Origin of the sequence: Rhodococcus sp. NPDC019647 (assembly GCF_044389235.1) — a bacterium.
Classification (GTDB): domain Bacteria; phylum Actinomycetota; class Actinomycetes; order Mycobacteriales; family Mycobacteriaceae; genus Rhodococcus_F; species Rhodococcus_F oxybenzonivorans.
In genome coordinates, this window is the sequence record NZ_JBIRXS010000023.1 from 47,135 (window position 1) to 60,942 (window position 13,808).

15 protein-coding genes are annotated in these 13,808 nt (G+C 65.8%); 6 read left to right on the top strand and 9 right to left on the bottom strand.

Annotated elements, in window-relative coordinates; genetic code table 11:
• Nucleotides 1-30: 30 nt before the first annotated feature.
• On the bottom strand, nucleotides 31-471 hold the full coding sequence (locus tag ACH49N_RS28895; RefSeq protein WP_159925049.1) for a DoxX family protein: 441 nt from the start codon (nucleotides 469-471) through the stop codon (nucleotides 31-33).
• Between the two features lie 134 nt (nucleotides 472-605).
• Nucleotides 606-1,448 (bottom strand): TatD family hydrolase, encoded by an 843-nt coding sequence (locus ACH49N_RS28900; RefSeq protein ID WP_358276010.1) that lies wholly within the window; start codon nucleotides 1,446-1,448, stop codon nucleotides 606-608.
• A 123-nt stretch (nucleotides 1,449-1,571) separates the two neighbouring features.
• Between ACH49N_RS28900 and metG the strand changes: the two genes are divergently transcribed.
• Complete coding sequence (gene metG / locus ACH49N_RS28905; RefSeq protein ID WP_159925044.1) at nucleotides 1,572-3,131, top strand: methionine--tRNA ligase; 1,560 nt, start codon at nucleotides 1,572-1,574, stop codon at nucleotides 3,129-3,131.
• Between the two features lie 122 nt (nucleotides 3,132-3,253).
• On the top strand, nucleotides 3,254-4,459 hold the full coding sequence (locus ACH49N_RS28910) for a DUF2786 domain-containing protein (protein ID WP_358276008.1): 1,206 nt from the start codon (nucleotides 3,254-3,256) through the stop codon (nucleotides 4,457-4,459).
• Between the two features lie 19 nt (nucleotides 4,460-4,478).
• On the opposite strand, the gene rsmI is transcribed toward ACH49N_RS28910, so the two are convergent.
• On the bottom strand, nucleotides 4,479-5,309 hold the full coding sequence (rsmI, locus tag ACH49N_RS28915; RefSeq protein ID WP_358276006.1) for a 16S rRNA (cytidine(1402)-2'-O)-methyltransferase: 831 nt from the start codon (nucleotides 5,307-5,309) through the stop codon (nucleotides 4,479-4,481).
• 29 nt (nucleotides 5,310-5,338) lie between these two features.
• Here rsmI and ACH49N_RS28920 point away from each other — a divergent pair, with 29 nt between their 5' ends.
• Nucleotides 5,339-6,892: a phospholipid carrier-dependent glycosyltransferase gene (locus ACH49N_RS28920; protein WP_358276050.1), complete on the top strand. Its 1,554-nt coding sequence runs from the start codon at nucleotides 5,339-5,341 to the stop codon at nucleotides 6,890-6,892.
• On the opposite strand, the gene ACH49N_RS28925 is transcribed toward ACH49N_RS28920, so the two are convergent.
• The 4 genes from ACH49N_RS28925 to ACH49N_RS28940 all read right to left on the bottom strand — a co-directional run bounded on the left by ACH49N_RS28925 (nucleotide 6,875) and on the right by ACH49N_RS28940 (nucleotide 10,250).
• A complete protein-coding gene (locus ACH49N_RS28925) occupies nucleotides 6,875-8,548 on the bottom strand; it encodes a BCCT family transporter (protein ID WP_358276004.1) in 1,674 nt (557 codons plus the stop codon). The genes ACH49N_RS28920 and ACH49N_RS28925 overlap by 18 nt on opposite strands.
• Nucleotides 8,549-8,633: 85 nt before the next feature.
• Nucleotides 8,634-9,065, bottom strand: coding sequence for a DoxX family protein (locus ACH49N_RS28930; protein WP_159925036.1), 432 nt, complete (start codon nucleotides 9,063-9,065; stop codon nucleotides 8,634-8,636).
• Between the two features lie 48 nt (nucleotides 9,066-9,113).
• The gene (locus ACH49N_RS28935) at nucleotides 9,114-9,488 is read right to left on the bottom strand and encodes a GntR family transcriptional regulator (RefSeq protein WP_159925034.1); all 375 of its coding nucleotides are present in this window, start codon (nucleotides 9,486-9,488) and stop codon (nucleotides 9,114-9,116) included.
• A 78-nt stretch (nucleotides 9,489-9,566) separates the two neighbouring features.
• Entirely contained in the window at nucleotides 9,567-10,250 is a 684-nt protein-coding gene (locus ACH49N_RS28940) for an NAD(P)H-binding protein (RefSeq protein WP_213576866.1), read from the bottom strand.
• 141 nt (nucleotides 10,251-10,391) lie between these two features.
• Between ACH49N_RS28940 and arsC the strand changes: the two genes are divergently transcribed.
• Nucleotides 10,392-10,739 carry an arsenate reductase (glutaredoxin) gene (gene arsC, locus ACH49N_RS28945; protein ID WP_397504813.1) on the top strand — a complete coding sequence of 116 codons (348 nt, stop codon included), beginning with the start codon at nucleotides 10,392-10,394 and terminating at the stop codon, nucleotides 10,737-10,739.
• A 66-nt stretch (nucleotides 10,740-10,805) separates the two neighbouring features.
• Here arsC and arcA read toward each other — a convergent pair whose 3' ends face one another.
• Nucleotides 10,806-12,023 (bottom strand): arginine deiminase, encoded by a 1,218-nt coding sequence (arcA, locus tag ACH49N_RS28950; RefSeq protein ID WP_358276000.1) that lies wholly within the window; start codon nucleotides 12,021-12,023, stop codon nucleotides 10,806-10,808.
• A gap of 105 nt (nucleotides 12,024-12,128) precedes the next feature.
• On the opposite strand from arcA, the gene ACH49N_RS28955 reads away from it, so the two are divergent.
• Both ACH49N_RS28955 and soxR read left to right on the top strand, forming a co-directional pair.
• A complete protein-coding gene (locus ACH49N_RS28955; RefSeq protein ID WP_397504814.1) occupies nucleotides 12,129-12,650 on the top strand; it encodes an FABP family protein in 522 nt (173 codons plus the stop codon).
• 42 nt (nucleotides 12,651-12,692) lie between these two features.
• The gene (gene soxR / locus ACH49N_RS28960; protein ID WP_109332532.1) at nucleotides 12,693-13,163 is read left to right on the top strand and encodes a redox-sensitive transcriptional activator SoxR; all 471 of its coding nucleotides are present in this window, start codon (nucleotides 12,693-12,695) and stop codon (nucleotides 13,161-13,163) included.
• A gap of 8 nt (nucleotides 13,164-13,171) precedes the next feature.
• On the opposite strand, the gene ACH49N_RS28965 is transcribed toward soxR, so the two are convergent.
• A complete protein-coding gene (locus ACH49N_RS28965) occupies nucleotides 13,172-13,666 on the bottom strand; it encodes a DUF2505 domain-containing protein (protein WP_358275996.1) in 495 nt (164 codons plus the stop codon).
• Nucleotides 13,667-13,808 lie beyond the last annotated feature (142 nt).

Below are 13,808 nucleotides of genomic sequence, written 5' to 3' on the forward strand. Positions count from 1 at the left end.
CCGAGGCGTCCTCTGCCACTTTCAGCGAGGTCAGACGCGCGCGGTGTCCTTCGCCGCCCAGGGCAGCTTGGCACCGAGGAGTCCGTCGACGCCGTACGCGCCGGACCCGACCACTGCAAGAAGCAGAGAGCTGACGCCGAGAGCGAGGACCAGTTCGTATCCGCCCTCACTGGCGAAAATGCCCTTGTCGATGTGCGCGATGAAGAACGCGCCCACCATGTCGAGGAACAGCAGGATGCCGAAGATCGGCACCGCAGCGCCGACGATCAGTGCGAGACCGCCGATGATCTCGAGCCAGGTGACCACGAACGCCGAGATACCGGGGAGTGGGACACCCATGCTTTCGAATCCGGCCGTCTGCTTGTCCAGCCCGTTGGTGAAGGCCTTCTGCCAGCCGTGAGCGAGGAAGATGATTCCGATGCCCACCCGGGCGATGAGGATTCCGAGATTGCGAACTGCGGGGTTGTTCATGACCGTGCCTTTCATCGAGGCGTCCCCGCGGATCGGGACGACCGTTACGTGACGGCCATCAGCCTAGAATGTCTTAGTTGAAACTTCAACCTAGGCCTGCGGCCCTGTGAATGGTTAACGAGTCCAGGGACTCGTCAACCACTCACGGGCCGGAGGCCGTAGACCCGCTCGGCGGTGACCGTCGACGCCCGTGCCAGCGCTTGCGGCTCCTCACCGCGAACCTCTGCCAAAGCACGCACCGTGTAGGGCAGGCAATACGGCTCGTTGGGCGCGCCCCGGAACGGGTGCGGGGTGAGGAACGGGGCGTCCGTCTCCACGATGAGCTGGTCGGCGGGCACGAGGAGAGCCGCCTCTCGCAACGCCTTCGCGTTCTTGAAGCTGACGGTGCCCGAGAAACTGAGCACGTACCCCGCGTCGATGCACTCACGCGCCATGGCCGCATCCGACGAGAAGCAATGGAACACCACCGTGTCGGGCGCCCCCTCCTCGCGCAGCACGTCCAGCAGCGCCTGATCTGCGTCCCTGTTGTGGATCATCAGCGTTTTTCCGAGCCGTTTCGCCAGGTCGATGTGCCATCGGAAACCCTCTTCCTGCTCCGGCACGGTGGCGCAGCCGTCGAGCTTCCCGGGCCAGTAGAAGTCGAAGCCCGTCTCCCCGACCGCCACCACCCGCGGATCGCCGGCCAATCGCTCGATCTCGGCCTTCGTGCCATCGTCGAGGACGTTTGCCCTCGTCGGATGAATGGCGACGGCCGCATACACCCGCGCATCCCAGTTGGCCGCATCGACGGCGAACCGTGCGGCATCCAGGTCGTCGGCCACGGTGACCACTCGCTCCACACCGACAGCGGCCGCCCGGTCCACGATCTTCCGGACACTCGCCGCATCCGAGGCTCCGCACGCGTCGAGATGAGTGTGAGCGTCGACGAGCGGAAACAGTGGCTGGGGCGCTTCGGGTGCGGGACGGTCTTTGCTCATGCGCACATTGTCGACGGCGACACCGCGTGAACGCCAACACCCCGGTCTCGCGGCCGGTCGAAGCGGCGTTTACACCAATCTGCGCGTCGCGGAACCGCGGGGCGCAGATAGAGTGGTCGCACCATGAATGCTGCTGACTCCACCGCTTCGCGGCCACCTTTCTATCTGACGACGGCGATCGCGTACCCCAACGGCGTCCCGCACATCGGTCACGCGTACGAGTACATCTCCTCGGACGCGCTGGCACGGTTCAAGCGCCTCGACGGGTTCGACGTCTTCTTCCTGACCGGAACCGACGAGCACGGCCTGAAGATGCAGCAGACGGCGATCAAGGAAGGTATCGACGTCCGCGAGCTCGCCGCCAGGAACTCCGACGTGTTCGAGGCTCTCGACAAGACCTTGAACATCTCGTACGACCGGTTCATCCGGACAACGGACACCGATCACGAAGAAGCCAGCAAGGCGATCTGGCAGAAGATGCTCGAGCGAGGTGACATCTACCTCGACACCTACTCGGGCTGGTACTCGGTGCGCGACGAGGCCTTCTACACCGAGGCCGAGACGACACTTCAGGAGGACGGCTCGCGGTTGTCCACCGAGACCGGGACGCCGGTCGAATGGACGGAGGAGTCGACCTACTTCTTCAAGCTGTCCGAGTACCAGGACAAGCTGCTGCGGTTGTACGAGGAGAACCCGGACTTCATCGCGCCGGCGACACGTCGTAACGAGATCGTCAGCTTCGTCAAGGGCGGCTTGAAGGACCTGTCGATCTCACGCACCACCTTCGACTGGGGTGTCCCGGTTCCCGGCCACCCCGAGCACGTCATGTACGTGTGGGTGGACGCCCTCACCAACTACCTCACCGGTGCGGGCTACCCCGACACGGAGTCGGAGCAGTTCGGCAAGTTCTGGCCCGCGAATCTCCACATCATCGGCAAGGACATCACCCGGTTCCACACCGTGTACTGGCCGGCATTCCTCATGTCGGCGGGAATCGAGTTGCCGAAGCGGGTCTTCGTGCACGGGTTCCTCTACAACAAGGGCGAGAAGATGTCGAAGTCGGTCGGCAACGTCGTCGACCCGGTCGCCATGGTCGAGCAGTACGGACTCGACGCCGTCCGCTTCTTCCTGCTGCGGGAGATCTCGTACGGGCAGGACGGCAGCTACAGCCACGAGGCCATCGTCACGCGGATCAACGCCGACCTGGCCAACGAGCTGGGCAACCTGGCGCAGCGCTCGCTGTCGATGGTGGCGAAGAACTGTGACGCCCAGGTTCCGGTGCCGGGTGAGCTGACCGACGAGGATTCGGCGATGCTCGCCTCGGCGGACGCCCTGCTGGCCAAGTGCCGTGCCGAATACGACGTCCAGGCGTTGCATCTCGCGCTGGAGGCGATCTGGTCGGTTCTCGGTGAGACCAACCGGTACTTCTCGAAGCAGGAACCGTGGGTGCTGCGCAAGACCGACCCCGAGCGGATGGCCACCGTGCTGTACGTGACGCTCGAGGTGGTGCGCATCGTCGGAATTCTGGTGCAACCGGTGATGCCGAATGCGGCGGAAAAGATTTTGGACCTGCTGGGCCAGAAAGCGGAGGCCCGCCAGTTCACCGACCTCGCCACCCGCATCGTTGCGGGCACGCCACTGCCCGCACCGTCGGGCGTTTTCCCTCGTTACGTGGACGAGTGAGCCGTGCAGGGCCCGAGTTGTCGGACCCTGCATGCACACTCTCACCCATGACGGCGAATAGAACATACATTCGATCTCTACACGGCGGATTCGGCAGTAGTGGATCCGGAACGGGAGCGCGCGTGTTCGACGACGAAGTGAGCCCGCCGGCGGCGGCCGCCGTCCACACCCTTCTGGGAGAGTTGTCGGCCGCGTACGAGCGCGGCTGGCAACCTGCCGACGTCCTCCATCTGGCGCGGAGATCGAAGGAGCCGGCCGACGCGCCGCTCGCGGCAGCACTCGTCCTGCACGAGGCGGAGCGGACCCGCGCCCAGGATCGGGCGCCCCACGACTGGCTCGATCAACTCCGTACCATCGCCGAGCAGTACCCCGCGGCTTCGGATCTGGCGCAGCGCATTTCGGATCGAGTCGGTGAGGCGATGGACGACATGTCCGACGACGCGGGCGTGCGCGCCCTGGCTGCGGGGTTGCTCTTCGAGGACCCTTACCACTCGGTCTACCAGTTGACCGACCTCTCCTTGGCCTGGACCGATCTGCCCGGGTGGACCGTCCTCACTCCCCCGCCGTCCACCTGGCCCCGCGTTCGGGTCGAGGTCACCGGGTCGGTCGCGAGCGGGAACACCGAGGCCGACGCCAAGGTACTCAACAGGATTCGGGGACTGCTCGCCAAGGCAGAGGCCACCGACTTCGCCGAGGAAGCCGAAATTTTCACCGCGAAGGCCCAGGAGTTGATGACCCGCTACGCCATCAATGCCGCCCTCCTCCACACCCAGAACGGCTCGGGAAACACCGCTGTCCACAGTCGCCGGATCCATCTCGAAAATCCGTACGTCAAGGAGAAGGTGCACCTGCTCACCGAGATCGGTGACTCCAACCGGGTGCGGACGGTGTGGTTCAGTTCGCTGGCCATCGCCACAGTGGTGGGAACACCACTCGACCTGCAACAGGTCGACATGCTCTTCACTTCACTGCTGGTGCAGGCCACGCGGGCAATGCAATTCGCTGATGCGCAGAGTCGCAGCGGGTCCCGCACCACGTCGTTTCGTAAAGGTTTCCTCGCAGGGTTCGCGAGTCGGATCGGTCAGCGGTTACGCGACGCCGACAGTAGGGCGACAGTCGAGGCCGCGGACGAGGCGTCGATCCCGGTCGACGACCTCCTGCCGATTCTCGCCACGAAATCCGAAGCTGTCGACGCGGAGTTCGACCGCCTGTTTCCGCGTACTCGCAAAGCCCGCGGAAGGGCGGTGGACGCGCACGGTTGGTACGCCGGGCAGGCGGCCGCCGACGATGCCACCCTCGCACCCGGCGAGCGGGCACTTCGGCGGTAGTGCCACCGTCGGGGTGGCCCTACTCCTTGCGCGAAGCCAGGACGGTTTCGTACAACTCGCGTTTCGACACGCCCGGGGTCGCAACCAACGCGCAGGCGTCCTTCAGCCGGGTGCCGTCGGCAACGAGTCGTTCCACCTCGTCGACGAGGTCTGCGGGATCGGAGGCCACGATGGTGGCCCCTTCCACGACCACGGTGATCTCGCCGCGCACCCCCTCGGCCGCCCATTCGGCGAGTTCCGAGAGGGTGCCGCGGCGTACCTCCTCGTAAGTCTTGGTCAGTTCGCGGCAGACGGCGGCGCGCCGGGTGCCGCCGAGAACCTCGACGGCGTCGGTGAGACAGTCGGCCAGCCGGTGCGGTGCCTCGAAGAACACGCACGCCCGCGATTCGTTCACCAACTCCCGCAACCACGTCTTGCGCTGGCCCTGTTTGCGGGGCGGGAAGCCGTCGAAACAGAAGCGCTCCACCGGGAGCCCGGAGAGGGCCAGTGCCGTCGTCACCGCCGACGGTCCCGGCAGGCAGGTCACTGCCAGGTCCTCGGCGACACACGCCGACACCAGCCGGTAGCCGGGGTCACTCACCGAGGGCATCCCCGCATCGGTCACGAGGAGCACCGTCTTACCCGCCGCAACATCGGCGACGAGCGCAGGCAGTCGTGCCACCTCCACCTGGTCGTAGAAACTGACCACCTTTCCCGTGATGGTCACGTCGAGCGCCGAAGCCAGAGCCTTGGTGCGACGGGTGTCCTCGGCGGCGACGACGTCGGCGGTTTCCAGCGCCGTACGCAGCCGGGGCGAGGCGTCACCCACGTCCCCCATCGGCGTTGCGGCGAGCACGAGGCGACCAGTCATGACCCACAGCCTACGATTGCCGCGTGACGATGTTGACGGACGAGCGACCGACGCCCTCCGCACGACACTCGGCGGTGGTCAGCCCGGCACCCCTCACCCCTCCCCGCAGCTTCGGTCCCGTGGACCGTGCCCGCGGCTGGGTGGTGACCCTGTTCGTCACGGCGATCGCGGCGATCACCCGGTTCACCATGCTGGGATACCCCACGGACGCGGGCACACCCGTGTTCGACGAGAAGCATTACGCGCCACAGGGCTGGCAGGTTCTCACCGGCGGCTGGATAGAAGACAACCCCGGGTACGGCCTGGTGGTGCATCCGCCGATCGGGAAACAACTGATCGCGATGGGCGAGGCGATCTTCGGCTACAACGGCTGGGGGTGGCGGTTCGCGTCGGCGGTGGCGGGCACGATCCTGGTTCTGCTCGTCATTCGCATCGTCAGGCGATTGAGCCGGTCCACACTCCTCGGCGGTCTCGCGGGCATCCTGCTCGTCGCGGACGGTGTCACCTTCGTGTCCTCCCGCCTCGGCATGCTCGACATCTTCCTGGCCCTGTTCGCCGTCGCCGCCCTCGGATGTCTGGTCGTGGACCGCGACCAGGTTCGCGAGCGAATGGCCCGCGTGTACGACGAAGGGCGGATCGGCGACAGCGAGTGGGGGCCGCGTCTGGGTGTCCGGTGGTGGCGTTTCGGTGCCGGAATCATGTTGGGCCTGGCGTGCGGAACCAAGTGGTCGGGCATCTACTTCATCGTCTTCTTCGGGCTGCTCAGCGTGTTGTTCGATGTGGCGGCCCGACGAACCTACGGGGTGCAGCGGCCCTGGTTCGGCGCCGCTCTCCGCGACGTCGGCCCCGCACTGTATGCGCTCGTCGTCGTCCCGCTGTTCGTCTATCTCGGCAGTTACTGGGCATGGTTCGCGAGCGAGACCGGGGTCGATCGGCACGCGGTGGGCAACGAGATCGGAACCGGTGGAACCTGGTCGTTCCTCCCGTCCGCGCTGCGGTCGCTGTGGTATTACAGCGGCAACGTCCTCCAATTCCACGAAGGTCTCACCAACTCCGCGGGCAACCATCACCCGTGGGAGTCGAAACCGTGGACGTGGCCGATGGGTCTTCGCCCGATGCTCTACTACTTCGCCGAGGGCGGCCATGTGTCCGGATGCAGCGCGTCCAGCTGCGTCAAGGTGGTCATGCTCGTCGGCACGCCCGCGATGTGGTGGCTCGCGGTGCCGATGCTAGCCTGGGCGCTGTGGCAAGCAGTGGTCCGCAAGGACTGGCGATATGCCACCGTGCTCACCGGCTACGGCGCCGCCTTTCTCCCGTGGCTCACCACCCTCGACCGCCAGATGTACTACTTCTACGCAGTCGCCCTTGCGCCGTTCATGGTGATGGGTATCGCCCTCGTCCTCGGCGACATCCTCGGCAGGGCCACGTCGTCCTACGAACGACGCGGCACCGGTCTCCTCGCCGTCTGCCTCTACGTGGGACTGGTGGTGGCCAACTTCATCTGGCTGTGGCCCATCCTCACCGGTTTGCCGATCACACCCGAGATGTGGCAAAACCAGCTCTGGCTACCCAGCTGGCGCTGAACCGGAACCCCCGCGCCGGTTCTTCACGGAACTGGGCGAGCGGCGTCGTTTCGCCACCGCTTTCCGGAGTTCCCGCCGCATCTCCCTGGCGTCGACCACGATCGGGTCGCGCGAGAGATCCTTGTACAGCGACACGCACAGACCGATCATCACGATCACGAACGGTGCGGCCGCGATGATCGTCATCGTCTGCAGTCCGTCGAGGGCGGTATCACCACCGGTCCACAGGATCAGGGCAGCCACCCCACCGGTCAGCGAACCCCAGAAAACGACCACCCAGCGCTGCGGATCGAGCGAACCGCGCTGCGAGAGGGTACCCATCACCATCGATGCGGCATCCGCGCCGGACACGAAGAAGATGGCGACGAGCACCATCACCAGAACGGTGGTGATGCCGGTGAGCGGCAGGTGGTCGAGCATCCCGAACAGCTGCCCTTCCTGGGTGTCCTGCCCGGCGAGGTCGATACCGTCGCGCTGCTCACCGATACCCGCGCCGCCGAAGATGGCGAACCAGACGAGGCTGACCACACTCGGAACCAGAATGACTCCGAAAACGAACTGGCGAATGGTCCGGCCGCGGCTGATGCGTGCCAGGAACATGCCGACGAACGGGGTCCACGAAATCCACCAGGCCCAGTAGAAGATGGTCCACGACGACAACCACTCACCGGTCGAGGGATCGGAGGACGCCCCGGTTCTCGCCGACATCTGCGCCAGTTCGGCAGCGTAGGCACCGATCGTCGTCGGCAGCAGGTTCAGGATCAGGACCGTCGGACCCACCACGAACACGAACAGCGCCAGCACGACGGCAAGCACCATGTTGGTGTTGGACAGCCACTGGATGCCCTTCGCGACACCCGACACCGCGGAGGCGACGAACGCCAAAGTCAGCAGTGCGACAATCGCGACGAGCAGGAAGGTGCTCACCTCCGACATCCACCCGACGACCTGAAAACCGGAGCCGATCTGAAGGGCCCCCAGACCCAGCGAGGCAGCGGTACCGAACAGTGTCGCGAAGATCGCGAGCACATCGATGAACTTGCCGATCGGACCTTCCGCGCGCCGACCGAGCAGAGGTATGAACGCCGAGCTGAACAGCTGCTTGCGACCCTTGCGGTACGAACCGTACGCGATCGACAGGCCGACCACGGCGTACATCGCCCAGGGGTGCAGGCTCCAATGAAACATGGTGGTAGCCATCGCGGTTCCGATTCCACCGTCGCTGCCGGGGGGCGGCGTGACATAGTGCGCGAGCGGCTCGGCGACACCGAAGAACATCAGCCCGATACCCATGCCCGCGCTGAACATCATCGCGATCCAGCTGACCGTCCGAAACTCCGGCTTCTCGCCGTCCTTACCGAGCGGAATGTGACCGAACCGGCTGAATGCGAGCCACAACGAGAAGAGCACGAAACCGGACGCCGACAGAACGAACAGCCATCCGAGATCGGTGACCAACCACGAAAGGGCCTTGCCGGTAGTCGAATCGAGATTGTCGGGGGCCGCGAGACCCCACACGACGATCAGCGCCACCGCCGCGGCAGCGACGGAAAACACGACGTAGTCGGTGCGAACACCGATCCGCTTCAGCCCACCGGATGCAAGCACATTCGGAGCCTCGGATGGGTGATCCGGCAGATCAGTATTCATTGCCATGAACAACTACGTTGGTCACTGACGGAAGTAAAAGCAAGCTGGGGTGCGCGCCGACCCCTGCCCGAGAGCCGGCGTGCGCGTGCAGTCACACCGCGGCTTTGCCCCATCCCGAACCCCGTCCGATCAGACCGTCGATACCGAGGCGCCCGGCGCCGATGACGGCGAGAAGCAGCGAGCCCACGCCTAATGCCACCACGAGTTCGTAACCGCCCTCCGAAACGAAGACACCCTTGTCGGCGTGCACGAGGATCAGCGCACCGAGCATGTCGAGGAACAGAAGAAATCCGGCCACCGGTGTGGCCAATCCCACGATGAGCGCGAATCCGCCCGCAAGTTCGATCGTCGCTGCCGCTATCGCCGAGATGTCGGGAAGTGGTACTCCCATGTCGGCGAACGACTCCTGCGTCGCGTTCACCCCGTATTCGAAGAACTTCTGCCAGCCGTGCGCGACGAAAACGACGCCCAGACCGATGCGTGCGATCAGGATGGCGAGGTCACGGAACAGTGCGGAGGCCATACCGAGTGTTCCCCTTTCTGGAATCGCTTCTTCTGGATGAAGCCCAGCTCAACCGGCGCCGCGGAGAGCCGACTGCACGAAGTCGAGGATTTCGTCGTCGGAGACGCCCAGCTTGCGCAGTTCCTGCACATATCGGGTGGCCGCCTTCTCGGCACCGACACGGATCGGGTCGCCACCGCCTGCGATGAAGGTGCCCTGCTTGCCCCGGCTTTCGATCACACCCTGCTCACCGAGTTCGCGGTACGCCTTCGCAACGGTATTCGGGGCCAGCCCTACCTCGACGGCCAGAGCGCGGACTGTCGGGATCTTCGTGCCGGCGATCAGCCGACCGGTGCGCACCTGCTCGATGATCTGTAGCCGCAACTGGTCGAACGGGGCGGTCGACGAATCCGGATCGATGTCGATGTGCACGGCCGCCGCCACCTCCGTTGTTCCAGGCGTTGTATCAGACCGTAGTAGGGAGGGCACGGCGCCGCAATGGCTGGCGGCGAACGCCACCGGTCACAGCGCCGCGACAGCGTCCTCGACCGGGGTCGGCCCGGACGTCAGCATGAGGGTCTTCCTCGCAGTACTCGGATCGTCGAGAAGTGCCACGACCACGGCCGCGACATCGGCACGCGGCACGGTGCCACGTTCGAGCGGTGGGGCGGCGAGGGTGACGTGCCCCGTCGGTTCGTCGTCGGTCAACCCACCGGGCCGCAGAATCGTCCAGTCCAGGTAGGTGCGGGCCCGGAGATCTTCTTCGGCCGAGGTCTTGGCGACGAGGTAGGCGGCGAACACGTCGTCGGTGCCCTCCGGGATCGGCTCACCGGCACCGAACGAGCTGACCTGAACGAACCGGCGTACCCCGGCCTTCTCGGCGGCTTCGGCGAGCAGCACCGCGGCGCCGCGGTCAACGGTGTCCTTGCGCTCCGCTCCGCTGCCCGGGCCGGCGCCGGCCGCGAACACGGCAGCGTCCGCGCCGAGCAGAACCTTCGCGACGTCGTCGACCGTCGAGTTCTCGAGGTCGATGACCACCGGCTCGGCGCCCAGCGCTGCCACGGCGTGTTCGTGATCCGGATTGCGGATCAGGGCCACCGCGCGGTCTCCTCTCGCGGTCAACAGCTTGGTCAGGTGGCGGGCGATCTTCCCGTGCCCACCCGCGATGACGATGCGGCGTGGTGTGCTGTTCGAGTGCTCGGCCATGGTCGATCTCCCTCTGTCGTCGACTGATCCACGTATGCGACTGTTCCACTGACGCACAGTGTCTATTGACGCACTGTATTTATTGATGCACAGTGCAGCGCACGGTACCGGCTCATTTGTTCCGGGTGCAGAATGTTCTGCATGGCGAACACCGCGACGATCTACCACAACCAACGCTGCAACACCTCCCGCACCGTCCTGGGACTGATCCGGGACGCCGGCATCGAACCCACCGTCGTGAAGTACCTCGAGACGCCGCCCACACGGGACGGTTTACGCAAGCTGCTCGACGACGCCGGGCTGAAGCCGAGCGAGGCGATCCGGAAGAAGGAAGCGATCTACAAGGAGTTGTCGCTGGCTCAGGCGTCGGAGGACGAACTGCTCGATGCCATGATCGAGCACCCCATCCTCATCGAGCGTCCGATCGTCGTGACGGACAAGGGCACTGTCCTGGCTCGCCCGGCCACGAAGGTCACCGAGATCCTGTAGGCGCTGCGCGCCCGTGCGCCTTTCTGGTTGCTGGGACTACCAAAAAGGCGCACGGGCCCGGAGGGCCTACAGCGGGTCGCGGGCCACGGGACAGGACATGCAGCGCGGCCCACCGCGGCCCGACCCCAGTTCGGAGCCGGCGATCCGCAGCACCTCGATGCCCGACGCTTCGAGGCGGGCGTTGGTCTCGGCGTTGCGCTCGTAGGCGACGACGACGCCGGGGGCGAGCGCGAGGGTGTTGTTTCCGTCGTCCCACTGTTCGCGTTCTGCGGTGACGTTGTCGAGTCCGGTATCGATGACCCGCAACTTCCCGATGCCCATGGCGTCGGCGGCAGCGAACAGGAAGGGGTCGGCCCCCCGGATGGACACGCCCTTGTCCTCGCGGTGAATGGTGAACGCCGACAACGTGTCCTGGATGACGGGGTACATCACGACCGCGTCGTGGTCCACCATGGTGCAGACGGTGTCGAGATGCATCGACGCCCTCGACTGCGCGATCGGCACCACCAGTACCGTATGGGCGAGCTCGTCCTCGAATACGCTGCGCGCGAGTGCCTCCGCACCGGCCGGGGTGGTGCGCTCCCCGACCCCCACGGCGACGACACCGGGCGCGAGCAGCAGGACGTCGCCGCCTTCGACGGGGGCGGTGTGTGATTCGTAGGCGCGCCGGGCGCCACGGAACCGCGGGTGGTGCGCGTAGATGATGTCGGTGAGCGACGTTTCCCGCACACGCGCCGGTAACGCCAGCGAGGTGATGGCCACCCGCGGACCGATCCAGACCGACGAGTCCCGGGTGAACAGCAGATTGGGCAGCGGGTCGATGACGAAGTCGCCGCCGTGATGCATGCGCCGGACCAGCGACGCACTGCTCGCCGCGACCGGTAGTTCGTCGAAGGTCATGCCCGCGGTGAGAATGGTGGACAGGTCCTGGGCCGGCACACCGCGCAGGTGGGCGGCCAGTTCCTGGGCGAGCGTATGCCCGAGCTTGCGGGGATCCACCGCAGCACCGATCCCTTGCATGCGCGCCGCACCACTGGCCGCGAGGGTCTCGGTGAGCAGTTCGGACAACAGCAGTACCTCGACACCCCGGCTGCGCAGCACGTCGGCGAACGCATCGTGTTCCTCCTGCGCGCGGTCGACCCAGGGCAGCCCGTCGAAGAGCAGTTGGTCGTTGTTGCGGGGCGTGAGCCGCTTCAGTTCGTCGCCGGGCCGGTGTAGAAGGACGGCACGAAGCTGCCCCACTTCGGAGTTGGCTCCCAACGGCGCAGAACCGGACGCGTTCATGCCTAGACGGTAATGCGGCCGGGCCCCGTAGGCACGTCAAACACTCCGCCGCCGAACACGTCACAGCGTGCCGGAGCGAGTAGCGTGAGACGGCGGAGGTAACTCATGGAGGAAGAGTCGAGGCGATCGACTGCGACGGCCGGTCCACCGGTTTCGGCGACCGCAGCCGGACCGGCTGTGCCACCTGCCTTGGCCCCGTTCGCGGGACGGTGGGTGGGAGCCGGCGAAGGTGCCTATCCCACGATCGACGACTTCGGCTACACCGAGGAGATCGAGTTCACGGCGAGCGGTAAGCCGTTCCTCGCGTATCGGTCCCGGACGTGGGCGGCCGACGACGGGCGTCCGTTGCATTCCGAGTCCGGTTTCCTGCGGCTCGTCGCCGAGGACGAGGCAGAACTTCTCCTTGCCCAGCCCACCGGTTTCGTCGAGATTCATCGGGGCCAGATTCGGGAGGGCACCATCGAGTTGTCGATGTTGTCGCTGTGCGCGTCTCCGGACGCGAAGCCGGTGCACAGTGTGCGGAGGAGATTGTCGGTGCGCGGTGGCGATCTCACGTACGACCTGTGGATGGCGCACGGTCCCACTCCGCTCACCCACCACCTGCACGGTCACCTCCGCCTCGACTGACCTCGAGTATTGTTCGGGTATTCCCGGTGAAAGGTGCCCGATGTGGAGATGCCCGAATGGAAAGCCAAGGAGCTCACACCCGGCCAGCTGTCGGAGCGCAGCGGTGTGGCGGTGTCCGCTCTGCACTTCTACGAGCGTGAAGGCCTCATCAGTAGTCGCCGCACCAGCGGCAACCAGCGGCGGTACCGTCGGGACACGCTCCGGCGGGTCGCGTTCATTCGCATCGCCCAGCGGGTGGGAATACCCCTCGCCGAGATCCGGGACGCCCTTGCCACTCTGCCGGAGGGCCGGACGCCGACCCGCAAGGACTGGGAGAGGTTGTCGACGCGGTGGCATGCAGACCTCGATCAGCGAATCGAGCAACTGGTCCGCCTACGCGACAACCTGACGGGGTGCATCGGGTGCGGATGCCTCTCGCTGGGCAGTTGCGCGATCGTCAACAGTCACGATCGACTCGGCACTGCAGGGCCCGGGGCGCGGACGCTCGACGTCGAGCTGAACACCTGCCCCTAGGGACGTGGTCAGCTGTCGCCGAGCCACTTCTCGACGGCATCGCGGTCCTGACCCACCATGTCGCGGACGAGCTTTTTGATGAGTGATTCGATCTGACCACCGACTAGAGGAATCTTCACCTCGACCGACCCGATGAGCTTCAACACCGAGCCTTCCCCCGACGCACGGAGCACCGAGGCACACTCGATGCGGACCGGAATGCCGGTGGAACTGCCGCGAATCCGTCCGTCGGCCCGGTTCCCGTCGAGAGGTCCCCATTCGTCGGCGCGTTCGACCTTCAGCTCGCCCGAGACCACTTTGCGGACCAGCCCGGGAAGCGAAGAGGCACTGATGCTGTCGCGCATCGTCGCCGTCAGGGTTCCGGGCCCGCCACTCTCGTCCAGGGTCAGCTTCTCGGGTGCCTCTTCGAACCGGTGCCGCCAGAACACCGGGTCGGTCAGCGTCGCGTGGACGCGGTCCACGGGGTACCCGATGTCTTCCGAATATTCGAAGCGTTTCGCCATGACGGCAGCCTACGACAAGCGCACTCGTCGAGCAGGGGTGTGAAGGCGTCGCCCGCCGAGTCCGGGGCAATCCGTCGAATCAGGGGTGTGAACTACGCGTCGGGTCCACACTGGAAAAGCACCAGTTGAGGCAACTCGATCA